The organism is Vibrio sp. 2130-1 (genome assembly GCF_033339515.1).
In genome coordinates, this window is record NZ_JAWOUT010000024.1 from 1 (window position 1) to 24655 (window position 24655).

Sequence of the window (24655 nt, forward strand, 5' to 3'; positions counted from 1 at the left end):
TTGCTCGTTCAATCATTGATATGAGATCAGATCGCAACTACCTAGAAAGGTTCAATTCGATTTGAGCAACAACGCCATTGGAAAGGCTACATGGTTAGAGTATGAAAGCGGCTAAAGGCCGTATAAAAAGTGTTATAACACAGAATCAACTTCTTGCTAAAAATGGTTAGTCGAACTATTACTTTTACGTTGTTTTGTACCAACTGTAGTTCAATATGAGTCGTCTTCATTTCGATCAAGATATTCAGCCATTATATGAATTTCGTGAAGGTGTGGCTTCCTTACATCAAAAAAATAAATAAGACTCGATGTCCATTGGGCATCACACAACGTGGTAAAGGTGTAGCTGGAGTTCTCGATGTTGCAGAGTATGAAGCGATGCAAGAGAAAATCGAATTACTAGAAGAAATGCGCACAGCTGAAGCTCAATTAGCTCCAGGGTGTGGTGTTTCCAATGATGATGCTCGTGCTCAAGTTCTGGGGCGCATTAAGAAATGAAAGTAGTTTGGTCTCCATTACTGCTTTAGAAGCTAGGCGATGCAGAGGAATTTATTTCTTTGGGTAATCTATCTGCCGCAGAAAAGTGGGTAAACGAAGTTTTTGATAAAACTGAACTACTTGGAAGTATACCTGAAATGGGGGCGCTTTGTTCCCGAAATGCCCCATATGGATTATCGCGAAACCATTTTTTGATCACTATCGTATTATCTATAGCTTAAGTCATGAGACTCGCGTACTGACAGTTTGTAATTGTCGTCAAATGTTGTCGCAAGATGATGTATAAAACTGTGTTATAACAAAGTCTTCAAGATGGATTCACAACGCTTGGCATTTTTAGTTTGAATCAATTTTAGTGTTAACGGCACAATGGGTTAGGTTGGTGGTCGCGTTGTTCACCAAGTAACGCGGCGTTAGTTTACCAACCAAGATCTTAACCATAAATTCAACTATAGGGCGAAGAATTAATCATAAGTGGTTTTGTGGTAGCTGTGACTGACCGAGTACAGCTACAACGAAAATGAAGCCGTCTTCTTTTGTAAAGTAAGCAGTGTGCTTACCTAGGGGTCTGAAGCCCAAAACGTACGCTAAGCAAAATCATTCTGATCTGACGGCCGTTTAAGCGGCCTTAACTCACCATTTGACACTTGTTCAGCCAATGTAAATGAGCAATGCCCCAACATATTCACATGCTTATGCCTGAGTGGTGATAGCCTTGCAATATCTTCACCTTTTAGCGTTTCACCTTGTCGTTCTACGTGCTCTAGTGCAGCCTGCATATAGATGGTATTCCACAGTACAACGGCATTAGTGACTAAGCTAAGCGAACCCAATTGATCTTCTTGCCCGTCTCGGTAACGTTTGCGGATTTCACCGCGTTGACCGTGACAAATAGCTCTAGCGACCGCTTGACGACTTTCGCCTCAGTTTAATTGGGTTAGTATTCTGCGTCGATAGTCTTCATCATCGATGTAGTTCAGTAAATATAATGTCTTATTGATACGACCAGCTTCGATAATGGCCTGAGCAAGACTCGATGATCGGTCACTTTTGATCAACGACCTAATCAGCTCTGAAGCCTGCACTTTTCCCAGTTTGAGAGAGCCTGCTATACGTATCATATCATCCCAGTGAAGCTCAATTTTTTGTGGATTTACGCAGTTTCGTGCAAGCTCATCGAGTACGCCGTAATCTGCTTCTTTATCTATGCGCCAAAATACCGATTCGCCTGCATCTGCTAACCTTGGCGAGAGCTGATACCCCAATAACCAGAATAAGCCGAAGACCATGTCACTGGCTCCTGCTGTATCTGTCATGATTTCAGTGGGGTTGCTGTTCCAATAACCCTTCGAGTACGAATATGGAATCTCGTAGTGTTCCTAGTATTTAGCGACTATCGCCGAAGAGACCGATGGCATAGCCATTCCTGCGCCGCCCGTATTAATGTTGACTCCATTACCCATATTTACTCTACCGCCCATGCAATAGCTTTCCCATTAATCTTGACACTGCCACGTCCTGAAATCACTTTACCCCAGTAGTCGTCGGACTATCTAGAGCTATGGTGATTTCTGGTGTATGGAAGAGAAAGGAAGTTGCGGTGTAATCTGTTGATACAGTTCTCCCCAGAACGATTAACAGATAGGTACACCGCATGACTGATAATACTGTTGTTTCACTGAATACACCACAAGACCCGCTTACAGAGCTGATACGTCTAAGGGGCTAGGGATTTGATTGCAAAAGCTGTTGAAGCCGAGCTTCAACAGTTACTTGCTCAACATCAGAATGTGATGGTTGACGGCAAACAAGCTATTGGCCGAAACGGTTTCTTTCCTGAGCGAACATTGCAAACTGGTGTAGGCGATGTCGAAGTTCAGCTCCCCAAGGTTCGTCATCGCTCAGGTAATGGCGTCAAATTTAATAGCAACTTGATACCACTGTATCTCAAACGCACGAAGAGCGTTGCAACACTGCTCCCACTGCTCTATCTCTAGGGAATATCTACGGGCGATGTGCTGCCCGTTCTTGAGTCGCTGCTCGATAAGGATGTAAAAGGACTTTCAGCCAACAGCATCTGTCACTTCAAAGAGCGCTGGTATGCTTAGTACGAGCAGTAGCGTAGGCGTGACCTTAGTAAGTTTATGTTTGGGCTGATGGTGTTTACTGTCACGTTAGGATGGACGATGAGCTCTGCTTACTCGTCATCATTGGTGTGGATGACACTGGACGCAAAGAAGTCCTTGGCGCGCTTGGTTTCTAGAAAGCGGTTGCTAAGTGCTGGCCTCAAACGGCCCAGCAATGGTGCTGGGTACATAAGACAAGGTGCCCAAAAGCGTACAACCACGAATGAAGGAAGCACTGCAAGGTATCTGGATGGCAGAAACTAGAGATGATGCTTATCACGCCTTCTTGACCTTCCAAAAACGCTTTGAAGCCAAGTATCCAAAGGTAACCGACTGCTTAGTGAAAGATAAAGCTGAAATGTTGGCGTTCTACGATTACCCAGCAGAGCACTGGGTTCATATCAGGACAACCAACCCAATAGAATCGATGTTCGCCACAGTACGTTTACGCATGAACAAGACAAAGAACTGTGGAAACAGAAAGACTACGTTGATGATGGCCTACAAGTTAATGCACAGTGCAGAGACGAAGTGGCGTCGTCTACGAGGTTTTGCACTCCTAGCAGATGTTGTGAAAGATGTCCGCTTCATCAATGGAGTGAAAGAAATGGAGGCTCATCAACAGGCTACTGCATGATCTCCATACACCACATTTGACAATAGCTCGACTATCTATGGTTATAACCTCATTCATCATGTTAAGAGCCTGCCTAGTTTATCGACGTTGTTCTCACTTTATCTAATGATTTGTAGTTTTAATAAATATATGGATGGAAATGCCGTAATGGTTCCATTTGCTGATGAAGAATACGGATTATATAAACACCATGAGGATGTGGGCGATAAAAAATAGCATGTTTATGGTGATCGTGGCGGCGAAGCCCTTCGGCAATTTCCGGGTACTCGTAACCCATCAAAGGTTGTTCTGCAAGCGTTAGAAAAACGTCATGCATATTATCTGTATAAGCATCTGCTTGCTCTATGCCAAAGTTCAATAGGGTGTATTCAAAGATATGCTCAAAGTCTTCTGCGGCGAGGTTGGAAAGTTTATACATTGTGTTTCTGTTTTACTTTAGCCGCAATGTCATGAAGTGATAATGAGCATTGACCACTCTGCTCTCCGGCTTCAATCGCCATTTTTAGAGCCGTGGTTTGTTTCTCTTGCCTTTCGAGTAGCCGCAATGCAGAACGAACAACTTCGCTTGTTGAGCCATAGCGACCAGTCGCTATAAGTTCACCGACAAACTCATCTAGCTGAGACCCAATAGTAACACTAGTTGTGCGTGACATATTTCCACCTACGTGTGTGAATAGTTAACACACCAATAATAGGTTAACTAAGATTCAAAATCAAATCACGATCTTAGAATGACAATGAAGTATAGTTGGATGGTACATCGAAAATGAGTCAGGGGCTTCACTGCAAAGACCTGAACTTCTTCGTTTGCTTGATGATGCCGCGAAAGGCGATGCAATTTGAACAGATAGACAGGCTTTCTCGACTGGATGAGAAAAGCTGGTTCACATAAAAAGAAACGCTGCACGAAAAAGAACTCAAAGTGATTAGCTTAGATTTGACAACCAGTCATATCGCATTCTCTCCCCAAATCACCGAAGAATTTACCGGTTCGATGAGCAAAGCTATGAATAGCATGATGATGGATATGCTAGCTGCTATCGCGAGAAAAGATTACCAAGATCGCCGCCGCCGTCAGGCTGAAGGAATAAAGAAAGCCAAAGAGGAAGGAAAATACAGAGAGCGGCAAGCTGACTCAGATCTACACGAAAAAATCTATCAGCGACGAGTTATCAACAAGCTGAGTATTAGTGATACCGCCAAACTTACCAACGTTTCGGATCGTACAGTAATTCGCGTTGCTAAGAAGTTGGCAGGTGAGCTTCAGCGGAGTAAGAAGCTTAGCGTACTATAGCACGATGGTTTAGGTTCAGTGGTGGTATTGCTCACTCCTTAACAAGGCATTATGTGCTAGTAATTAGAAAGTCGATAGCGGAGATGATCTCGTCTATAAAATCGCTTAGATCATTGTAGATGCTCTCGTCTATAAAATCGCTTAGATCATTGTAGATGCTCTCCCAGAATTTTGGTTGGTACACTTGCCATTTGATGAGTCAGAATTACGAAGTCACCTTCATCGGTATGGATTACGGTGCATAGATGACTGAGCACCTTTTTCTCTAACAACTCAGTAGGCGTTAGCTGAATAACTAATCGAGTGTTCAATGTATCGAGCAATTCACTTTGAACGTCAACAAAGTATGGGCATGCGGTTGAAGTGCTTGTACCGTTGTTTTTGTATAGCGAAAATTGTGACATTAGAATACTCGGTAAGAATCAGAAAATAGTCCGTGGTTTTCTGTTAGCGCGTTGCATGCATTAATGACATCAGAAGTTTGCTCTAACCATTCAGCTTTCAGGCGTTGACTCACTTCTCTCTCAAGTGCCTTTTACATTGTTGCCGAAAGGTTTATATTTAAGCGTTAGCCTTAGCAAGTAACTCACTGTTTAAACTCAAGTTTGTAGCTTTCTTTGGTGCTCGCGTATTATATGCGTTTCTCATGATAGCAATCTATGCGTATTGTATGTGCGCATAAATTTTACTTGCAATACAAGGCCTTTAAGAAGGAGTTTAAGAGAGATTCATGCTACGTGGCACTTTTGGTCTGCAGTCAGTTTTGGTGGTGAAAGTGATCTGCGGAAAGCGGGTGTAGGCGACATTCATCCCTTAACACGGAGTTATAAGCTATCCCTAGTTGTAGGTTTGGAGAATTAGATGTACAAAACCCGTAAAGCTGAACATAGTGATTATGAGTTCCTGTTCGAACTTAAGAAATCAGCAGAATTTGAACCGATCCAAGCCGTCTTTGGTTGGGACGAAAATGTTCAAAGAGAAATTCATCGCAATGAGTGGGATGAGGAAAAACCAACCATAATAGAAGTTGACGGAGTCGCTGTGGGTAGCTATTTAGTACAGCTCCATTCTGGATATTTGTACTTTGGTCGCTTTTTCTTGCTACCAAATTATCAGGCTAAAGGCATTGGTAGCCTAGTATTGAAAGCTGTTATTGAACTTGCAAACCAAAAGTCATTACCTATTAAGCTTTGCTACTTGCAAGCAAACCGAGTGGGGCAACTGTATAAAAGGTTAGGCTTTGAGATCACAGGACAAGACGAACAGTTTGTGCACATGATCAAACCATGCTCTTAGTATCAAGTGTGAAGTGCGACACTTGCTACAATTCGCATGGATACACTCCGTTGGTGTTCTATACTCAAGCCTTTTGCATGGACGCGTATTTAATTTATGTGCAATTTCATTGCAGAACTTCTGTGTCACGAGTTACATTTGTCCAATAAAAGTGTAGCCAGTCATTCTGTCGACTAAAGTCACGATACAGTGCTTTTTCCGTGGCCAGCGACGATTTCAATTTCTCAGTGACCTGGCTCTTTTCGATGCTCAGCTTTTGCAGGTCTTTCGGTAATAGATTTGCTGCCATAGTGTTCCACCGAGAGTTTTGTTGTTCTAAATGTAGTGATAAATGACTTCATGGCTCAATGTTGGATAGCCTCTTACCTTTTAGATCTCCGACAAATTGAACAGGGCTCTGCACTAGTCTTAGGAAGGCATCAGACAACCTAAAGTCGATTTCGCTATAACGCTTATTTCTGCGCAACTGGCTCAGCCAGTTGCGAGCCATTTGTTGTGCTCTCCACGCCGGATAGGAGTACCTTTTAAATCCAGGGTTGCGTTCAATTTCTCGATAGATGGTGGCTTTTTGACGACCCAGTTGTTTGGCTATGTTGGCGGAACTAATTCCTAGCTTTCTGAATGCAGAAGTCATATAACTTTAAACCTCAGTGAGGTGTGTGTATTTCATGTTATCTACTTCTTTGTGTGATTAAAACTTATGAATGCACATCTCACTGTTTTAATTTTCAGGGGTGTCGCACTTCCTACTTGAACCCAAGGATTATAACAATCTGTTCAACTGTGATGCGCAACGCATGGCATTTTTACTACGCGTTGTTTTAAGTCATTAAGTCATTAGGTCATTAAAGAGGTATGCGGTGGCTTCGGTATTGCGTTACTAACCTTTTAATAGGTACTTTGGTCAATCTTTAATAAGTTAGGTATATAAATGAAAGCACTAAGTAATAGAGAAAAGAGTCATATTAGCGGTGAGTTGTATAATCCAGATTCAGAGGGGTTGCCTGAAGATAGGCTCAAAGCTGCCAAACTGTGCCATCAAATTAGCTCGTGCTTTGATGCCAATGAGAAAAACGCTTTAATCAAAGGCCTCTTTGGCCGCTCCGATCAAACGACTCAATTAAATGGAAACTTCTTTTGTGACTATGGCTACAACATCGAAGTTGGTAAAAATTTCTATATGAACACTAACGGTGTCATTTTAGACTGTGGCAAGGTTATTATCGGTGACTACGTAATGATAGGTCCGAACGTAACATTGTGTACAGCTGGTCACCCACTTGATGCTGCAACACGGTATACCTACGAAGAGTTTGCAAAACCAATTTATATAGCAGACAGGGTTTGGATTGGAGCTAATGTGGTTGTTTTACCTGGTGTGAACATTGGTTTGGGTGCTGTTGTAGGTGCGGGAAGCGTTGTAACTAAAGACGTTCCTGAAAATGCAGTCGTAGCAGGTAATCCGGCAAGAGTCGTGAAAGAAAACATCAATGCGCTACCGTCTGAAACACGCTCCTAACAAGAGGCTATGAATTGTTCATAAGTCGCCTTAAAAGCACGCGTAGATTTTCGTGAACATCCGACCAGTCAACGAGCACCAGAGGAAAGGGAGTAGCGCGAGTAATCAATGACGCAGTCATTTGTATATGGACTCTTTTTCTCGGTGTAGGCTACGGTTGCCAAGCAATCAGTTCATTTCTCTAAGTTAGATAGTACGGAAGGTACTCACATCTAATTCTTTAGCAATTCTTCGATGAGAACAATTATACGGTGGTAACAACCAAGTTTGACCTTTCGTTTTTACATCAATTGGAACTGGATTAGCAGGCACAGTTATCTCCTTAAAAATTAGGCGACAACTATGCTGACACAGAGAGATAACATCGATGGAGATCAGTTTTCTCCGGCGTCATAGAGCCCTCTTTTAACTTAGATTTACTGATCTCCTTCCGTCAACTGACTACAGACTTTTCTCATTGATTCTCCCGCTAAGTTCACTTTGATGCTTCCGTGAACGAGACGGTCTAAGATCGCATCTGCCTGAGTTGCATCTCCGATCATCCTATGCCATTCCTCTATTGGGAGTTGGCTGACGAGTGGAAAGATAACGAACGAGATATCTACTTACAAAGTTATGACATGACAATGTATAAAATACTGGCTTTTATCAAGCATAATGAAGCCAACAATGAGTCTTATCTTAAACCATAGCAGGAAAACAATGAAAAAACGTTGGATAGGAGTACTAATCTTCTTCACCTTTCTCACAGGCTGTCAAAGCCTGGAGCAAAGGCAGAAGTTAAACCATAGCGAGATTGGGTCAAAGGCATCGCTTAGCTGGCCTGGAATTTATAAGGGCATGATCCCTTGTGAGGATTGTGAAGGCACAGTCTTGTTGGTCGAGCTAAACGAAAATGGTCACTACAGTTTAAGTCGTAACCACATTGGCAAAATCAGTTTAACCGTGATGGAAGAAGGGACACTTTCTTGGGAGCAGAGCGGCAACATTGTCACGATCAAGGATATGCAGTTTTTGGTCAAAGAGCAGCAACTCTTATTGCTGGGGGCTAATGGGCAACCCGTTCTATTCCCTTCAGGTAAAGTTGCTTTGTTGACCAAGAACTGACATCACCTAACGAAACGCCTCCACTGAGAGGCGTTGTTGATGATAAAAACGTAGGGCAGCTTAGCTTGTCTGCTCTAGCTTTTCCTTATCGATGTGCGCTTCATCAATGTCCGCGTATTTCTCAATAAACTTGATCTTTGACTCGGTTTTCAAAAGCTTGAAGTTGCGATTTTTTCTGCAATAGTTAAACGGCTCTCGATATCTTCTGCTTTGAGTTTGTCGCTGACTTTGTTGAAAAGTGACATAGTGTTTCCGTTATTATCATTAACGTGATAGGGAATATGAGGGATTCAACCCGACGTGTATCAGCCAGCCGCTTGAATACGGCTTACTTCAACTTTGACTTCTGACCAATCCTTTTCGACTTCACCCATAATCGTAACTTTATCTTTAGGGGCCACATTGAGGCTCATCCATTGATCGTCATCAATTTCGACCACAATTTGGTGTTTGCCATCACTGAACTGATACTCTTCTTCCCCCACTATATGGGTAATATGTCCCGTCAATTGCACCATAGATTCATCGCGCGCTTCCAACGCTTGAGCGACAGTGGTGCTGGCTTGAGCCAGTGGACCGTTGAAGCCACCTGAAACGTTTTGAGGGTTAGCCATAGCTAGGCTAGAAATAAGAAGTAGTACTGAAGTCATCCAACTTTGTGTTACGGCCTCATAAACTCAAAGGGTTACCTAGCCTCGTTTGGCTAATGCCTTATGGTATTGTTACCAGTTGTTGATTTTGTACTTAGTGATCAAATAAATGATGATATTCGTTCTCAATAAGTCTAGCTATCGTCTCACTACTGTTACATCTATATTTATCTTCTATTTTCAATAACTTTTCAGATGTTTCCTTATTTAGAGAGATTTGCTTTTTGATAATGTTTTTCTCCTTCATTTTTTCTCTATGTTTTTTATCTGACCATTTTCTACTTAATCTGTAAATTAAATTTTCTCTTAAAAAGTTATCGTGTATTAGATCAAATATAGCTATGCATACATAATAGCTATTATTTATTTCGTTTGAGAATACTTGTAATATGCCGGATATTTGTCCTAATTCCATTTTGAATAGTTCATTTAGAACAAAGTCACTCTTTAACTCTAATAATTCATTATTTTTTCTTTCTTTGTTTAAAAATTTTATTGCCTCAGTTTTTTCATTTAAATTATTTTTATACATTAAATAGATTTCATCTACTTTCTTTATTGCAAAACCTGGAGAGTGATCTATTACTGATAAGTAACCTATTATGTCATTATATTTGTCTAATAATGTTGGGGAAGTATGAATGAATTCTTGTTTTTCTTTTTTAATGTAACCCCAAAGCCAATAGATAAGCCTAGATTCATCTTCTAAATGAGATTTATTTATTGAAAACTTATGGATAAACTTTGAAGATAATTTTTGATTTTCATAGAATGCGTTAAAATCATCAATGATTTTACGAAAGTTTGAACTTTCAAACAATGCATCGAAAATTTTTGATTTGTAATGATTTATATTTCCCTCATCATATAAGTTGTCAAGCTTGCTTCCATCTGTGTCTAGTAGAAGAGATTGCTCCTCTCCTAATATCTCCCTTATAGTATTATAGACTCCTCCATTTATATTCAGACAATTATTTTCTTTTGAATGAAAAATAAAATATCGTATTTTACTAATATTTAAGGTTTCGATGAATGAACGTATGTGTTCGGCTTTTATTTTTTCTGTACCTCGTAGCATAACTTATCCTCTATTTTTAATTGTTAAAAATATCGCATGCGACATTTTGGTGAGTTTTTGCTGTGTTATGGCAATGTTTGCCTATGTTTTTACCACATTTTTTATCAATATACTACCGATCTAAATAGCTTACTTTCTTTGATTTACAGGTTTTCTGTTATGTTTAGAGCTCAATTTTTCCAGAATGGATGATCTCTAACTTCGGAGTAAACTTCTACGGGAGAATCATTCGGCATTGCTACGCATAGGGACGTTGTCGAATGGAAATAGAGATAAGAGGATGTTGGTATGGTTAATATACATACTTAACGAAGATACATACATACTTAACGAAGTACTCATATCCTACACACCACTACCTAGTAGAATTAGTATGCTCTCCTTAAATACCATGTATTAAATAACACAGTAATTCATATCTTTGGATTAATACCAAAGAGAATGAATGATGACTTATACTTACAAAGGTTTAGAGGTTCTTTATCCGGTCAATGAACTCAATACACACTATCTAGATCGGATTATATTAACCATGTCTAAAGCATTAAAAGACTATAAGAGAGTTCATGCGTTAAGACTGGATCTGAGACTTCCTGTTTCTGATAGTGAAAAAGATATACTTCGCAGAGATGAGATTTTGAACAACACATTTAATCAAAAAAATATCATTAAACGATTCTTTGAATCCTTGAAGGCAAAAATAAAAGCGCAAGAAAAAAGAATGATAGCGAGTGAGAAAAGGGTATATCCATGTCACCTACGATATGTTTGGTGTAGGGAAAGGAATAAATCTGACAATGACCACTATCACCTTGTCCTGTTTTTTAATAAAGATAGATATTTTAGTAGCGGTTATAGAGATAATGAAGAGAGTTTAGTAAGACTCATTATGGATGCATGGAGTAGTGCACTAGGAGAGTATATTGATAATGCAGATAGGTTGGTTCAACTTGTTTATAAAGGTACACATTACTTAGACCAAAATAAATATGACTTCGAGAATAAATACCAGGCCCTCTTTACGAGACTCAGTTACTTTGCCAAAAATAGAACGAAGCATTACGGTGAAGGAAAACGTTGCTTTGGAACGAGTCAAGGATGATGGTAAACCCTGATCGTTTTAAGCATGGTTTCCCTGTTAGTTGATGCCAATGCCTAATTGTTTCTTTGTAGAAATAGGATGAACTAAACCAGAACCTTCCTATCAAAGGTGCTTACCTATTGTGGGCGTTACTTTTACGTAGCTACAACAGCTAAGTCTGAGAAGATTACATCAACAGGCTAGGTTATGCCTTAAACTAATATTTCCTATGTAATACAACCGCGCTTTAGGTGGGCGATACCATCCTTATATCGAACTCAGCGATAGAGTATATCGGCATTATATTTTGGTGTGATAACTATTTTGCAAGCTTGCACTTCATATGTTGTTTGTTGCTTCGGCGTGTTGTTCGTGTCGAATGACCGGATCTCAGGCCTAGAAATAGGGGCGAACGTATTCTTTGACCTGGTGACTGTCTTTTATCTGCCTCTCTGATTTGGTGAGATTCATCGACTTAGACCTTTACTTCTACACCTAATACGCAGTGTAGTTCAGGTGAGTGAGGAGGAGGACTACATTTGTAGATAATTCAATTTCTGCGTTCAGGGGGTTTGCTGAAACAGAAAAAGTGACTTTTGTTCAAGACAATATAGAGTTAAGTGGTTTACAAGGAGGGATGCTTATTCTAGATGACGGCACCCCGGAGACGGTTTACTATGCGGCTGCGACCAACCTTGCAACACTTACAGTTGGCGGGGTGGTGTATCCGATACCATCGCCAATTCCAGTGAATCATCATATCGTCATTGGTGAGCTTAATGTTGATGTCAGCGTCGCTGGGTACGGGCTATTGAAAGTGCCAGTTAGCGGCGGGTTGACCCTTAATAGGCTAGCGATCACTGATGGTGCTGCCGCGAAACGAATAGAACATAGCCCAGCACACTTAGAGCTAAAAGGTGAGGCTCATGTATTGGGGCAAAGTATTGCAGAAATCAATATTACAATTGATGATTATAGTGACTTTAATGAAAGTCAAACCCAAGTGGGAAGCTTTGTTTTTACTAGTCTTGAGACGTTGCGGAATGGAAATATCCCGCTTGCTAGTGAACTTAGAGGGATGGATGAATTATCTCAATAGACGTTAGTAACTCATCAATGTTGTGCTCCACAATGACATTGGGAGTCAGACAAAAAAATAGGAAGCTAGGCTTCCTATTTTTACGAACTGCTGAAGATTACTGTTTGGTTAGAGTAACACATGCATCGTATGTGAAGTTAGCAGGTGCAGGTTCTACCGTGTTGATGGTAACGCAGTCATCAACTGTTTCAGTGATGTTCACGTCGGTTAGGCGGTACGTAATGCCAACACCATTATCAGTGTATTCAATTGATGCGATTTCACCGTGTTTGAAGTCACCAATGACTTCAAACGTCATAGGACGACCTTGGTAGTCGATAGCGCTAACGCCTGCTGGTACTTCTTCGCCGATGGATTCTTCAGTTGCAGCTAGTGATAGACCTGAGGTGTAGCGGAACACAGGTAAGTCTTTGTTAGGTAGCACACCGTCACCATCGATATCGATGAAGTAATCAACGTGTGGAATATCAAAGTCTAGACCGTTGTCAGCATAGTACTTCTGAGTATTTTCATAAGCGGCAGTTTTGTATAGTGCGAGGCTGTACTGGGTTAATGCTTGTTTCATCTCTTCAAACTGAGCGGACTTAGGCTCTAACAAGACCTGACCAATTTTCTCGATTTGTTGCTCTAACGTGAGTCCGTTTTCGGTCGCCATGGTTAAAGTACTTGCAGAGATAACGAGCAGCACAGTGCTGGTATCGCCAGCGTTAGAAAGGTTGACGTTATAGAAGTTAATATCGTCTGCCCATTGCGCAGGGTCATAACTGTAAAGACTTAGCAGCTCAGAGGTGGTTTCATGTACCGCCTCATCAAAGGACTGCCCGGCTTGTACCTTTGCCATGATACTGGCTTTCATGGCCGCTGTAGCAACATTGAAGTTCACTTGTGTCGTCGCGTTCATATCGACAAAAGCGCTCATTCGCATCTGCTCATCACTTTTTCCTGTGAGCTCATTAAAGTAATCCCCCTGTGCAACGAGCTCGACATAAGGCGTATTGAACCGCTCATTCATGTTGTAATTACCTTCATAATCCTCGATTTGAGTGGTGTACGAGGTATCGGTTTTTTCTAAGTCTTGGTTAAGTTCATAGGCGGTGACGACGGAGCCAGGTTGTAGAGGACCTTTCTGTACAGCCCCCCCAAATTGATACGGCTGTCCTAAGTCGTTATGGTCGCTCCCGCCAGAAGAACCGCCACACCCGATTAAGGCGAAAGGAGCGGTAAAGAGAGCTGTGGTAAGTAGGGTTTTAGATAGGTTCATTCTATTTCTCCATAGTAAGTTTTAGAGGGGACTATTGTGTTGAATTCAAGATGAGAGCCAGAGATATCAAACAGCTCTTGAACTTCAGAGGTGAGAAGAGTTGCATCCGTTTGAAGTTCAAAGCGAAAGCTCGACATGGTGGCCTCCTGGATGTTGCTAAGAGGTAAGGTGTTCAACTTGGTATGCGAGTGTGTCCGCCAAACGAGATAAGGGCTTCCGTGATGGAGTACGAGACTTATTGGTTGAACGTTAGTTAGGCGCAGAGTGTCGTCACCTTCGTTTACCTTTAATGAGACAAGGCGTTGCTGCAGAGCAGCCAAACAAACAATTTGGAATACACCAACGTTGGTGTGTAGGGAACCTTCTCTCATCACAGTGCCAATAACATGTACTTTGGATGACCAGTGGCTCTGAATATCTTTCATGTTCTCAGGTGCAATGCCTGAGAGAAAGTTTTCCAATAGATGAACAAGGCTATTAGGCAGGTGATGCTTGGTTGATTCGACTAGCCAGTAGAGCAATACCGCTTCGTGAGCCGTCGTACTTAAAGCAAGCGCTTCAGCCTTTTGATAACCAAAAGGCTTATCGCGGTCATCCACCATGACATTGGGAAACATGGCACAGATAGCGGACAGATTACGTTGGATAGTGCGTAGAGAACGCTCTAAACCAAGCGGGGACAGTTGAGCTTGAATTTGCTTGGCGGTGATTTTCTTATTGTAAGGAATAAGGTTGTAAATCGCCAAGATAAGCTCAAGGTGATACTGAGTTTGGTTAGGTTGCGTCATGGTCAGTTCAACAAGGTTCGTTCTGTTGGGCATGACAATATCAAAAAGGTGCGACAAAGCTTGTCGTATCAATGCCTTAAGCGAAAATGATACGACGTAATTTGTCACACCTACGTCATGAAGTGTCGTGATTAGGAGGCAGAGGCTTACTTTCCTACGATGGATAAATTGATCTCGTCAAACCCCATGCTTGAAAGATGTCGAGCGAACGTTTTCATCCATACCTGAAGAAGGTCGAGTACTTCTGGATGTTCAAGGTTTACCGCCCCTGTGTCGGGTTGATAACACCATCCCTGGGCAAGGTGAAAATACAGTTCAGGCTGAACGTTGAGCGCACTTTCAAATGGATAAGAAAAGCTGGCAAAGAAGACAATCTGCCAGAGCTCGGAGTTTGCAGTGCGTTTGAACTGCACTTCAACAGGATGAATCCCCCGGCCTTGGCGGTAGTAGCTTAATTGACGGCAAGTCAGGAGCAACTGTTTGGTATTGTCAGGTAAAGAGTATGCCTTCAATAGCTTCTCCAATTGTTGATGTAATTGTGGCGCTAAAGAAACGCCACCATAAATCGTGCTGATCATAACCACCCCTTTTCTGCAAATGAGACACTGCTTTCTCCGACAACGATATGGTCAAGCACCCTGACATCCACTAACGCTAAAGCGTCGATGAGCTTGCGTGTGATACGCCTATCCGCTTGAGATGGAGAAGGATCACCAGAAGGGTGGTTATGCGCCAGAATGACCGCCGCCGCATTCACTTCCAAGACGCTTTTGACGACCTCGCGCGGATAAACGCTGGCGGAGTCAATGGAGCCTTTAAAGAGTGATTTAAACTCGATGACACGGTGTTGGTTATCAAGCAGTAGCAGAGCGAAAACCTCGTGCTCCGCGCTGGCTAGTTTGAATCGAACATACTCTTTGGTTGCTTCCGGGTTACAAAGGGCATTACCTCGCACGTAGCGGTTAGCGAGGATTTCAGCGGCATGCTCTAGGATTTCATTTTCTTGATGTTTCTTGTGTTTTTGGTAGTGAAGGTGGTTGGTCGACATAGGTCCTCCAAGTGTTAAACGGTAAGTTCTTCACTAAGAGGACATATATCTGAAAGTATTTAGATTCAGAGAGAAGAAGAGTCCTGAACGTTTTTTCTAACTCACAGAGCTATTCCATGGGTAAAAGAACGAGGAGTTAATTCCCATGAGATTTTTAAAGCTGAAAGAAGTGATGGAAAAGACCGCATTGAGCCGCTCGGCTATCTACCGAAAAATGAACGAGGACGCCTTCCCGAAGTCGGTCAACTTAGGTGACCGTGCGGTGGCATGGGTAGAGAGTGAAGTAGATGATTGGATGGAGAGTATTCTATTGGCACGTTAACGCTTGGGGGAAGTCTGTCAACTAACTTAATTTGAGTTACCTATGAATACATTGTTCTGATGCGTGGATTTCTCTTACGACAAAAGGGAATTTCAACATCATGTGATTTCACAAAAAAGGTTGCGTTTAGCAACCTTTTTGTGCTCAATGATAAAGAACTTCTTTATGTTTTGGTATCTGCCCATTGGCAAAGCTGTCGCTTTAACAGCAAGTTCGGCATGCGTGATCACCGCCGCTTCGGTTTTTGATGAGACCGGAACAATTATAACTGGTGGTATTGTTGTGTATTCTTTAGCAGGTACTTCAACTGCATTACTTGATAAAGGAGTGCAATCTGCTTACCAAATTCCATAGTGACATCTAAAGAATGTTCTGGCGAACCTCTAATATAGAGGGCCCATATATTTCCAGCACAGTAAAACCAGGCGAATTACTTTGTCCTTTCTTTGTTCAGAGGCAGCATGGTCGTTGTGTATTAGAGTGATTAGCTCCGAGTGTATATGAAGAATACTGCTATGTCGGTGGATACTTTTAGTATTACGGGCGAACTGGATTTTTGAAAACTTGACTTTATTTACATCTATTTCTTAATCATTTCTTACATAATAAGTGGTAAAAAAACTAGACAGTGATGACAAAATCCTTACATTTTATTATTATTTTTTCACCACTTTTTTACTGCTTTTTAACCACTGTAATTGCTCACAGGAAGGTGTGATTTCCAACCCAAAATCTTTAGATTTGAAAACTTCATTACACCTTTAGCATAAACGTTTTTCGTAAGCGTATAGAACTGTCATTTTTTGTATGTGCAATGCTGGGTAATTATTTTCCTAATTAGTTTGTTCTGGATATACATCCGTTAGTCATCATTAAGCCATTCTAGAAGCTTTTAATAAGGAATCTTCAAGGCTTGTAGGTAGAAGAGAGAACAATTCATGAGACGTAAAACTACGCTATCTCTGCTGATTGCGTCGAGCCTTTTTGTGGTTGGATGTCAACCTAGCGAAGAAGGATCGAGCCAAGGTAGTGATACCGCGCCCGCAACCGAAGTTGAAGTGTTAACGGTGGAGCCAACTCGCCAAGCGTTAACTGTTGAGTTGCCAGGTCGTAGCCGTGCATTCAAAGAAGCGGAAGTTCGTCCGCAAGTTACAGGCATTATTTCAGAGCGAAATTTTGTTGAAGGGGGACTTGTTGAACAAGGACAGTCCCTATATCAAATTGATGATTCATCATTTCAAGCGGATTTGCTGAGCGCTGAAGCGGAATTAATCCGAGCTCAAGCAGCGGCAGAATCGACCCATGCCACAGTGAAGCGTTACCGAACGTTGATCATCAAAAAGTCCATCAGCCAACAAGATTTGGATGAAGCCGAAGCAGCATACAAGGAAGCGCAAGCACAGGTCCTAGTCGCAAAAGCTAAGATCAATACGGCAAAAATCAATTTAGATTACACGCAAGTGAAAGCTCCGATTAGCGGTGTGATCGGTAAATCGAGTGTGACGGCGGGTGCGTTGGTTACGGCTAACCAAGCAGCCAAATTAGCGACCATTCAGCAGCTTGATCCTATCAACGTTGATATTGTGCAATCATCCGCGCAACTGCTGCGTTTAAAAGCGGCTCTTTCACAAGGTCATATGCAAGAAGATGACTCTGCGCAAGTTACATTGATGCTTGAAGATGGCAGCACGTACGAACATAAAGGCACGATGAAATTTACCGAGGTCAATGTGAACGAAAGTACGGGTAGCGTGACGCTTCGTGCTGAATTCCCAAACCCTGACGGTTTGTTACTACCAGGAATGTTTGTTCGTGCGACGGTTATTACTGGTGTTGACCCTGACGCGATTCTGATACCACAAAATACCGTTTCTCGCGATGCGACAGGCAAAGCGACAGTGATGATGGTGAATGGTGAGAACAAAGTGGAAGCGAGACCAGTGAAGACAGCCGAAGCGATCAATAATCAATGGCGTATTATTGATGGTTTGAAAGCGGGCGATAAAGTCATTACTGCTGGGTTACAAAAGGTAGGTCCAGGCAGTCCTGTAACTATCCAAAACGGTGAACAGGAGTAATCATGGCACGATTTTTTATCGATCGTCCGGTATTTGCTTGGGTTCTCGCGATTCTAACGATGTTGGCGGGGGTAATGTCATTATTCAATTTACCCGTCTCGCAATACCCAACAATTTCACCGACAACGATCACCATCAGTGCACGTTATCCAGGTGCATCAGCGAAAACCGTTGAAGACTCGGTAACGCAGGTTATCGAGCAAAATATGACGGGATTAGATTATCTTCGCTACCTATCATCGAGCAGTGATGCATTCGGTAATGCGACAATTACCCTGACGTTTGATAGCGAAGCTGATCCTGATATCGCGCAAGTACAGGTGCAGAACAAGCTGCAATTGGCCTTGACGTCATTGCCGATGGAAGTGCAAAACCAAGGTATCGTCGTGAATAAATCCAACACGTCTTTTCTTATGGTGGTGGCGGTTTATTCTGAAGATCCCGATTTTACAATAAACGATATCAGTGACTTTGTTGTAACGAATATTCAAGACCCTGTTAGTCGTGTAACTGGCGTAGGGCAAGTGCAGGCGTTTGGTGCGCAGTATGCGATGCGAGTCTGGCTGGACCCATTTAAGCTTACGCAGTTCAACTTGACCGCAATCGACGTAGCAAATGCTATCAGTGAACAGAACGCGCAAGTTTCTTCAGGTCAACTTGGTGCAGCACCTGCGCAGGAAGGTCAGCTGTTGAATGCAACGATTTCGTCTGCAAGTCGTTTGAGCAGTGTGGAAGAGTTCCAAAACATCATTCTTAAGTCTGACGCCAGCGGTTCGAATGTTTATTTGAAAGATGTAGCTCGTGTTGAACGTGGCGCAGAAAGTTACGATATTCGAGGTCAATATAATGGCTTCCCAGCATCGGGTTTAGGTATTTCATTAGGTACTGGTGCAAACGCGCTTGAGACCGCCAATGCAGTAAAAGAGCGCTTAGACCAACTGAGTGCAACGTTCCCAGAAGGGTTGCAGATTGCTTACCCATTTGAAACGACGCCATTCGTCAAAGCCTCGATTCAAGAAGTGGTTAAAACGCTATTAGAAGCCATTCTTCTTGTGTTCTTAATCATGTACCTGTTCTTGCAGAACTTCCGTGCGACGATCATTCCAACGATCGCAGTACCTGTCGTACTGCTCGGCACCTTCGCTATTTTGTACGCGACTGGATTTAGCGTAAACACGTTAACCATGTTCGCGATGGTTCTGGCTATCGGTTTGCTGGTGGACGATGCCATCGTTGTGGTGGAAAACGTCGAGCGTGTGATGCATGAGGATGGGTTAGAGCCCAAAGAAGCGACCAAAAAATCGATGGGGCAGATCACTGGTGCCCTGATTGGTGTGGGTCTGACGCTTTCAGCGGTATTCGTCCCTATGGCGTTTATGTCTGGTTCTACAGGGGTTATTTACCGTCAGTTCTCGATAACGATTGTGGCGGCGATGACACTTTCAGTTTTGGTAGCGATAATTCTGACTCCAGCATTATGTGCAACATTACTGAAAAAAGGCGATGCTGAGCTTCTAGAAAAGAAAGGCTTCTTTGGCTGGTTTAACCGCAAGTTTGATGCGATGACAGCTGGCTATGAAACCGGCGTTGCTAAACTCCTCAAGCGCACAGGTCGTATGTTGGTTGTATTCTTGGCAATGAGTGCAGGTGCGGGCTGGCTGTTTATGAACCTTCCGACGTCATTCTTGCCGGATGAAGACCAAGGCACGGTATACTCAATGGCCATTTTACCGCCGAACTCAACGCAAGAGCAGACGGAAAAAACACTTGATAAAATGCGCGACTTTTTCCTTGTGGATGAGAAAGACAATGTGAAATCCGTCTTCTCCGTTGCGGGCTTTAGTTTTGCAGGTCAAGGCCAAAACATGGGGATGGCCTTTATCGGTCTGAAAGATTGGTCAGTGCGTGAAGCGCCGGGTGCTGATGCAGCTTCCATTACTGGTCGAGCGATGGGTTACTTCTCAACCATCAAAGAAGCACTGGTGTTTGCATTTGCACCACCTGCGATTCAAGAATTGGGTAACTCGACAGGCTTTGATTTCTATCTTCAAGATTCGTTGAACAAAGGTCACGACGCATTAGTCGCTGCGCAAGGTCAACTGCTTGGCATGGCTGCACAAAACCCGAAACTTGTCGGTGTTCGTCCGAATGGCCAAGCAGATGCGCCAATGTACAAAGTGAACATTGACCACGTTAAACTGCGTGCTCTGGATGTTAGCATTAATGACGTCAACCAAATCCTGTCAGCGGCATGGGGCGGGGCGTACATTAACGACTATATTGATCGCGGTCGAGTGAAAAAAGTCATGATGCAAAGTGATGCGGAATACCGTATGCAGCCAAAAGACTTCGATTCGTGGTACGTGCGCAACTCAAAAGGTGAGATGGTGCCTTTCTCTGCCTTTGCGAGCGGAGAGTGGACGTATGGTTCACCTCTTTTGCAGCGTTTTGATGGTTTGCCAGCGATGAATATCCAAGGCGGTGCAGCTCCTGGCGTCAGTAGTGGTGAAGCCATGGCAGAAATTGAAGAAATGGTAGAAAAGCTACCAGAAGGCTTTACGGTGAACTGGAATGGTATTTCGTATGAAGAGCGCCTTTCCGGAAACCAAGCGCCAATGTTATATGCACTGTCTATCCTTGTCGTATTCTTAGTTCTCGCCGCTTTGTATGAAAGTTGGTCAGTACCTTTCGCCGTGGTGTTAGTTGTGCCTCTTGGTGTGCTTGGTGCTGTGCTCGCGGTAATGACGCGAAGTATGGACAACGATGTGTTCTTCCAGGTGAGTTTATTAACGACGGTCGGCTTGGCAACTAAAAACGCCATTCTGATTGTTGAGTTTGCGAAAGATTACTACGAGAAAGGCGCTGGCCTTATCGAAGCAACCCTGCATGCCGTTCGTGTTCGTCTGCGCCCAATTATTATGACATCGCTTGCCTTTGGTCTGGGTGTAGTACCGCTTGCTATCAGCTCTGGCGTGGGCTCAGCAGGTCAAAATGCGGTAGGTACTGGTGTACTTGGTGGCATGATCAGTGCGACGATCTTAGGTATATTCTTTGTGCCAATCTTCTTTGTGGTGGTTGAGCGATTGTTTGATCGACGTGCGAGAAAAGAATCAGAGGCAGAGTTGTCTGAGACTAATCCTAAACCAGCTCAGCAAAGCGAGTAAGACTTGGTTGCTGTAACTGAGTTATACTGGTGATAATAAACACGATAAAAGGGCGCTTCGGCGCTCTTTATTTTATGTTTTCACTTGGTGGTTACCGTCTTTGACGCAAACTTGAAGGGGGAGCGTTTTGCCTTATGCAGAATCTGTTTATTCCTTCCGACCGAATGAAAGCCTAAAGAAGAACAAACGACGATGAAAGATCAGAAAACCTCGCCAATTGATGCCGCTGTAACAATCACGATAGCTGGTATGTTGTGTCTGCTTTGGTTAGCACATCTACAGCATTAATAGATAAAGCTGTGCAATCGACCCGCACACCACATCCCATGGTGAAATCTAATGAATATTCCGGCGAATAGTGAGATTGTATAAACCGCTACGCTGTTAACTATTTTTAAATAGATGTTTTTCAATCCTTTCGGTAATTTCAATTCACTATTGTTTTTATTTTACTATCAACTGGGAAGAGTCCTTATGTCCGCACAATCTTCAATCAGAAACCAAATCGGGCCCCTCATTCATGATATTTGAGGCGCAGCGTTTGCAGCGTTAGGGCAGTTAACGACATGCTTTGTAGAGACACTTAATTTTCAAGTCATGTTTAAGAGAGAGCTTACAAGAGGTGGTGTATAGCTTTCATAACAAAAGCTACAGTGCCGAACAACGCGGCTTTCACCCAGTTGAACTTTACCTAGCTCAAAGTTCTGATGATGATTGGCAAAACCAATATGTGACCGATTTACCTATATAGGACTGGAGTAAGAAAGCACTAGATTTTTGTCGCCCAGAGTGTAGGGGCCGTACTTGAGTCGTGTCTATTTGTGAGATGTACAAGAAGTAAATGAATATTATCGGTTATAGGAGGACAATTTTTCTGCATATTTTGATATGGGGACTTATGATGTCATTGTAGTTTCTGTTTAGGTACGAACGCTTTCACATCTAACTAACGGTGACATTGTGTCGCGGTTTTCCTTTCTGACACAAGTCTTCAGGCCTTTTGATGCTATTCATTATGTGCATTTAAGTGGCTTAAATATTGTCCTTTGGAATTATATTTCTCATATTTATAATCTTTTAAATTTTATTTTTAAGTTTTGCTTTAAATTAAGAGTATTATCATGTAACTGAAGCAATTTTGTCACTTTTTATACTTAAACTATTCCGATTCTCGTAATTGATATATCCGTAATAGTATGAATTTAAGTACGACTTCTTTGCTGTCAGCTATGATCGCCACTACATTAGTTGGCTGCGACTCAGATCATTCTAGCGGTGAAACGCCAGAACTCGAGGCTCCAGTCCAAGTGGCCTTTATGCCAGACATCCACTTCCACGATGTGTATGGTGATTTCCAAGACGGCTCTTTCCAAGGCTTATATACCAACTCAAGCGGTAAGTACGCGACGATTCGTACCATGCAATCGCAGATGGAATCGACGCGCCTGTTCAATGAAAACTACTTCGCGATGATCGCGGCTTTAGATGACGTGGTAGAGCGTGGAATTAAGTATGTGGCGCTACCAGGGGATTTTAGTGATGACGGCCAGCCTGTGCACATGCGTGGTTTGGTTAAAATATTCGACCACTACCGTGAGACGTACGGACTGGAATTCTTCGCAGCGCCAGGTAACCACGATCCGGGCAAGCCATTTACTGTAGCCGCAGGCAAATCGGATTACCTTGGTGAAGACGGCAAGAAACAACGTATTTTCAGCCGTGGTAAAGATGAGTGTGTTGATTACGAAGGCGAATGGGGTACGATTCCGGGTGAAGATGGCAACTTAGACACCATCTGTACAGAAGAAGTAAAAGAGTGGGGCTACAAGGAGATCATGGATATCCTTGGCACGCACGGTTTCTACCCGCAAGAAGAGTACTTGTACTTCGAAACGCCTTACAGCAGCGACAAAGCCCGCAACAACTATTCGTACGAACTTGCTTCAGAAGAATCGACTTACGACAAGCGTATGTTCGAGATTTGCCACCAAGGGACAGGCGGCGAGTACAAGCAAGATGGTTATACGAATTGTGCGGTGGTTCCTGATACCAGTTACTTAGTAGAGCCAGTAAAAGGGTTATGGTTATTAGCCATCGACGCAAACGTCTACAAGCCAAAAGACACTTTGCCAGATGGTTCGGTCAATGGCGATGATTTTGATGGCTCCAGTAGTGCGGGCTATAACATGATGCTGACTCACAAACAGCACGTTATTGAGTGGATCAGCGATGTAGTTAATGCAGCAAAAGAGCAGAACAAAACCTTGGTGTCATTTAGCCATTTCCCGATGACTGATTTCTACAACGGTGCGTCAGAAGATATTGAGGATTTGTTTGGTGAGGGCAGTCATCAGCTTTCTCGTGAACCAAACGACGACACTAGTAAAGCACTGGCAGCAACTGGTTTAAGCATTCACGTTGGTGGCCACATGCACTTCAATGATACTGGCAAGAAAAGTTACGTGATTGACGGTGTACATCACACGCTATTCAATATTCAAGCGCCTTCTTTGGCTGGTTACATTCCGGCTTACAAACTGCTGAACATCTTCCCTGATCACCAAGTTGAAGTGGAAACCGTGGTTATCGACAAAGTGGCAGGTTATAACGAATTGTTTGAACATTACGCGCGCGAGCATGAGTACCTGAGTGAACAAGCTGGAGATGATGAAACCGCAAAAGCGAGCATTTGGAATAAAGAGATTCTAGAAGCTGACAGCTACTACGCACTGACGGATTGGCACATCCGAGAGTTGACACGCCTAAGGTTCTTACCGAGTGATTGGCCGATAGAAATGCGTGAAATGCTCATGCATATGGATGGCGATGACATGCTGACAATGTCTCAGCTATCGACAGAATTTACTGTGTGTCAGTTAGCGAAAGAGCTTGGCTATGACATCGTAAAATGCAACGAGAATACAGTTGTGGATTACGAGCAATTCGAGAAAGACTGGCACGCTGCATCGCAGCAAGCAGAAATCATTGCTCAGGGAGCTGGTTTTACACTGACAGACTTTGCCAATTGGGATGCTGAAGAGCTAGCAACGGACTTCTACCGCCTGCGCAATGCAGATGAGTTAGCGTTCCGTGATATAGAAGAAGCACAGTTGTTGCAATATGAGTTGTTAAGTAAAGAGTTATCGGACTTCGCAGGAACGGTAGATTTTGAGCCTGGTGATTTAGGTCAGTACGCCGTTGGTGAAGTCTTTCGTTCACGCTTTGGTAGCCTGTTTGCGATTCTTGAAAAGTTTACAACCGGGCAAGCGAGCGATCACTTCCTAATTGATACAGAGCAAAAAACACTGATTGATTTAAAAGGTCAAATTAAGCGTCATATTCTTACAGGTCGGTTATAGATATGCGTCAGGGTGTAACTCACCGCTCACTGTCTTTTCAAAGCATTTGGGTTAACTTACTGCTTTCGTTCAAATGCCTTTAAAGCCCGGTTGATGTTGTATCCACGATGTTTCGCCAAGGCTCATAGTCTGCTTGTTACTCATGTGCGGTTTTGTTTGGAAACCAGTTCACGCCATGTTTAATGGTCGGTTCTAAAATAAGGTGATAGTGAGAAGTACGAGTTTCATTGGGCGAATTTACGTCTTTGGG

The 24655-nt window shown here is 42.8% G+C and carries 20 protein-coding genes and 9 pseudogenes; 15 read left to right on the forward strand and 14 right to left on the reverse strand.

What is annotated here, in order from left to right; all coding sequences use genetic code 11:
* Window positions 1–215: 215 nt before the first annotated feature.
* Window positions 216–498: pseudogene (locus tag R7Q09_RS22425) on the forward strand (type II toxin-antitoxin system Phd/YefM family antitoxin).
* A gap of 53 nt (window positions 499–551) precedes the next feature.
* Window positions 552–784: pseudogene (locus R7Q09_RS22430) on the forward strand (type II toxin-antitoxin system RelE/ParE family toxin).
* A 182-nt stretch (window positions 785–966) separates the two neighbouring features.
* Here R7Q09_RS22430 and R7Q09_RS22435 read toward each other — a convergent pair.
* Together R7Q09_RS22435 and R7Q09_RS22440 are read right to left on the reverse strand one after the other, a co-directional pair.
* Window positions 967–1065 (reverse strand): annotated as a pseudogene (locus R7Q09_RS22435) (type II toxin-antitoxin system RelE/ParE family toxin); the annotation flags it as partial.
* A 20-nt stretch (window positions 1066–1085) separates the two neighbouring features.
* A pseudogene (locus R7Q09_RS22440) lies at window positions 1086–1878 on the reverse strand (Tn3 family transposase); the annotation flags it as partial.
* Between the two features lie 274 nt (window positions 1879–2152).
* Here R7Q09_RS22440 and R7Q09_RS22445 point away from each other — a divergent pair.
* Window positions 2153–3261, forward strand: a pseudogene (locus R7Q09_RS22445) (transposase).
* 118 nt (window positions 3262–3379) lie between these two features.
* On the opposite strand, the gene R7Q09_RS22450 reads toward R7Q09_RS22445, so the two are convergent.
* On the reverse strand, window positions 3380–3679 hold the full coding sequence (locus tag R7Q09_RS22450; protein WP_276455532.1) for a type II toxin-antitoxin system RelE/ParE family toxin: 300 nt from the start codon (window positions 3677–3679) through the stop codon (window positions 3380–3382).
* Complete coding sequence (locus tag R7Q09_RS22455) at window positions 3672–3914, reverse strand: type II toxin-antitoxin system ParD family antitoxin (RefSeq protein ID WP_276455531.1); 243 nt, start codon at window positions 3912–3914, stop codon at window positions 3672–3674. The genes R7Q09_RS22450 and R7Q09_RS22455 overlap by 8 nt, the downstream gene beginning before the upstream one ends.
* Window positions 3915–4005: 91 nt before the next feature.
* Between R7Q09_RS22455 and R7Q09_RS22460 the strand changes: the two are divergent.
* Window positions 4006–4555: pseudogene (locus tag R7Q09_RS22460) on the forward strand (recombinase family protein); the annotation flags it as partial.
* Between the two features lie 49 nt (window positions 4556–4604).
* On the opposite strand, the pseudogene R7Q09_RS22465 reads toward R7Q09_RS22460, so the two are convergent.
* Window positions 4605–4959 (reverse strand): annotated as a pseudogene (locus R7Q09_RS22465) (CcdB family protein).
* Window positions 4959–5203, reverse strand: a pseudogene (locus R7Q09_RS22470) (type II toxin-antitoxin system CcdA family antitoxin). The pseudogenes R7Q09_RS22465 and R7Q09_RS22470 overlap by 1 nt, the downstream one beginning before the upstream one ends.
* Window positions 5204–5416: 213 nt before the next feature.
* On the opposite strand from R7Q09_RS22470, the gene R7Q09_RS22480 reads away from it, so the two are divergent.
* Window positions 5417–5851: a GNAT family N-acetyltransferase gene (locus tag R7Q09_RS22480; protein ID WP_318071212.1), complete on the forward strand. Its 435-nt coding sequence runs from the start codon at window positions 5417–5419 to the stop codon at window positions 5849–5851.
* Between the two features lie 30 nt (window positions 5852–5881).
* Here the strand turns inward: R7Q09_RS22480 and R7Q09_RS22485 are convergent.
* Window positions 5882–6485: pseudogene (locus R7Q09_RS22485) on the reverse strand (transposase); the annotation flags it as partial.
* Between the two features lie 297 nt (window positions 6486–6782).
* Here R7Q09_RS22485 and R7Q09_RS22490 point away from each other — a divergent pair.
* Window positions 6783–7370 carry a sugar O-acetyltransferase gene (locus R7Q09_RS22490; protein WP_276455529.1) on the forward strand — a complete coding sequence of 196 codons (588 nt, stop codon included), beginning with the start codon at window positions 6783–6785 and terminating at the stop codon, window positions 7368–7370.
* 416 nt (window positions 7371–7786) lie between these two features.
* Here the strand turns inward: R7Q09_RS22490 and R7Q09_RS22495 are convergent, their stop codons facing one another.
* Window positions 7787–7969, reverse strand: a complete 183-nt coding sequence (locus R7Q09_RS22495) for an ATP-binding protein (protein ID WP_411913113.1) — start codon at window positions 7967–7969, stop codon at window positions 7787–7789.
* Window positions 7970–8072: 103 nt separating this feature from the next.
* Here R7Q09_RS22495 and R7Q09_RS22500 point away from each other — a divergent pair, with 103 nt between their 5' ends.
* Window positions 8073–8477: a copper resistance protein NlpE gene (locus tag R7Q09_RS22500; protein ID WP_169609598.1), complete on the forward strand. Its 405-nt coding sequence runs from the start codon at window positions 8073–8075 to the stop codon at window positions 8475–8477.
* A 305-nt stretch (window positions 8478–8782) separates the two neighbouring features.
* Here R7Q09_RS22500 and R7Q09_RS22505 read toward each other — a convergent pair whose 3' ends face one another.
* Window positions 8783–9127: a NirD/YgiW/YdeI family stress tolerance protein gene (locus R7Q09_RS22505; protein WP_318071213.1), complete on the reverse strand. Its 345-nt coding sequence runs from the start codon at window positions 9125–9127 to the stop codon at window positions 8783–8785.
* A 94-nt stretch (window positions 9128–9221) separates the two neighbouring features.
* Window positions 9222–10205: a hypothetical protein gene (locus R7Q09_RS22510; protein ID WP_318071214.1), complete on the reverse strand. Its 984-nt coding sequence runs from the start codon at window positions 10203–10205 to the stop codon at window positions 9222–9224.
* A gap of 445 nt (window positions 10206–10650) precedes the next feature.
* Between R7Q09_RS22510 and R7Q09_RS22515 the strand changes: the two genes are divergently transcribed.
* Together R7Q09_RS22515 and R7Q09_RS22520 are read left to right on the forward strand one after the other, a co-directional pair.
* Window positions 10651–11307, forward strand: a complete 657-nt coding sequence (locus tag R7Q09_RS22515; protein ID WP_318071215.1) for an inovirus Gp2 family protein — start codon at window positions 10651–10653, stop codon at window positions 11305–11307.
* Window positions 11308–11875: 568 nt separating this feature from the next.
* Complete coding sequence (locus tag R7Q09_RS22520) at window positions 11876–12385, forward strand: hypothetical protein (protein ID WP_318071216.1); 510 nt, start codon at window positions 11876–11878, stop codon at window positions 12383–12385.
* Window positions 12386–12482: 97 nt separating this feature from the next.
* Here the strand turns inward: R7Q09_RS22520 and R7Q09_RS22525 are convergent, their stop codons facing one another.
* The 4 genes from R7Q09_RS22525 to radC all read right to left on the reverse strand — a co-directional run bounded on the left by R7Q09_RS22525 (window position 12483) and on the right by radC (window position 15482).
* Window positions 12483–13646: a hypothetical protein gene (locus R7Q09_RS22525; protein WP_318071217.1), complete on the reverse strand. Its 1164-nt coding sequence runs from the start codon at window positions 13644–13646 to the stop codon at window positions 12483–12485.
* Window positions 13643–14467, reverse strand: coding sequence for a helix-turn-helix transcriptional regulator (locus tag R7Q09_RS22530; protein WP_273977939.1), 825 nt, complete (start codon window positions 14465–14467; stop codon window positions 13643–13645). The genes R7Q09_RS22525 and R7Q09_RS22530 overlap by 4 nt, the downstream gene beginning before the upstream one ends.
* A 113-nt stretch (window positions 14468–14580) precedes the next feature.
* Window positions 14581–15012 carry a DUF2787 family protein gene (locus R7Q09_RS22535; protein ID WP_318071218.1) on the reverse strand — a complete coding sequence of 144 codons (432 nt, stop codon included), beginning with the start codon at window positions 15010–15012 and terminating at the stop codon, window positions 14581–14583.
* Complete coding sequence (gene radC, locus R7Q09_RS22540) at window positions 15009–15482, reverse strand: RadC family protein (protein WP_318071219.1); 474 nt, start codon at window positions 15480–15482, stop codon at window positions 15009–15011. The genes R7Q09_RS22535 and radC overlap by 4 nt, the downstream gene beginning before the upstream one ends.
* Before the next feature lie 145 nt (window positions 15483–15627).
* Between radC and R7Q09_RS22545 the strand changes: the two genes are divergently transcribed.
* From R7Q09_RS22545 to R7Q09_RS22565, 6 genes are all read left to right on the forward strand, one after another.
* Complete coding sequence (locus R7Q09_RS22545) at window positions 15628–15804, forward strand: AlpA family transcriptional regulator (RefSeq protein WP_086376461.1); 177 nt, start codon at window positions 15628–15630, stop codon at window positions 15802–15804.
* Between the two features lie 165 nt (window positions 15805–15969).
* The gene (locus tag R7Q09_RS22550; protein ID WP_276455515.1) at window positions 15970–16158 is read left to right on the forward strand and encodes a hypothetical protein; all 189 of its coding nucleotides are present in this window, start codon (window positions 15970–15972) and stop codon (window positions 16156–16158) included.
* Window positions 16159–16742: 584 nt separating this feature from the next.
* A complete protein-coding gene (locus R7Q09_RS22555; RefSeq protein ID WP_273977936.1) occupies window positions 16743–17882 on the forward strand; it encodes an efflux RND transporter periplasmic adaptor subunit in 1140 nt (379 codons plus the stop codon).
* Between the two features lie 2 nt (window positions 17883–17884).
* Window positions 17885–21046: an efflux RND transporter permease subunit gene (locus R7Q09_RS22560; RefSeq protein WP_318071221.1), complete on the forward strand. Its 3162-nt coding sequence runs from the start codon at window positions 17885–17887 to the stop codon at window positions 21044–21046.
* 625 nt (window positions 21047–21671) lie between these two features.
* Window positions 21672–21797: a DUF2787 family protein gene (locus tag R7Q09_RS28820; RefSeq protein ID WP_411913110.1), complete on the forward strand. Its 126-nt coding sequence runs from the start codon at window positions 21672–21674 to the stop codon at window positions 21795–21797.
* A 445-nt stretch (window positions 21798–22242) separates the two neighbouring features.
* A complete protein-coding gene (locus R7Q09_RS22565) occupies window positions 22243–24405 on the forward strand; it encodes a metallophosphoesterase (protein ID WP_318071222.1) in 2163 nt (720 codons plus the stop codon).
* The last annotated feature ends 250 nt before the right edge of the window (window positions 24406–24655 follow it).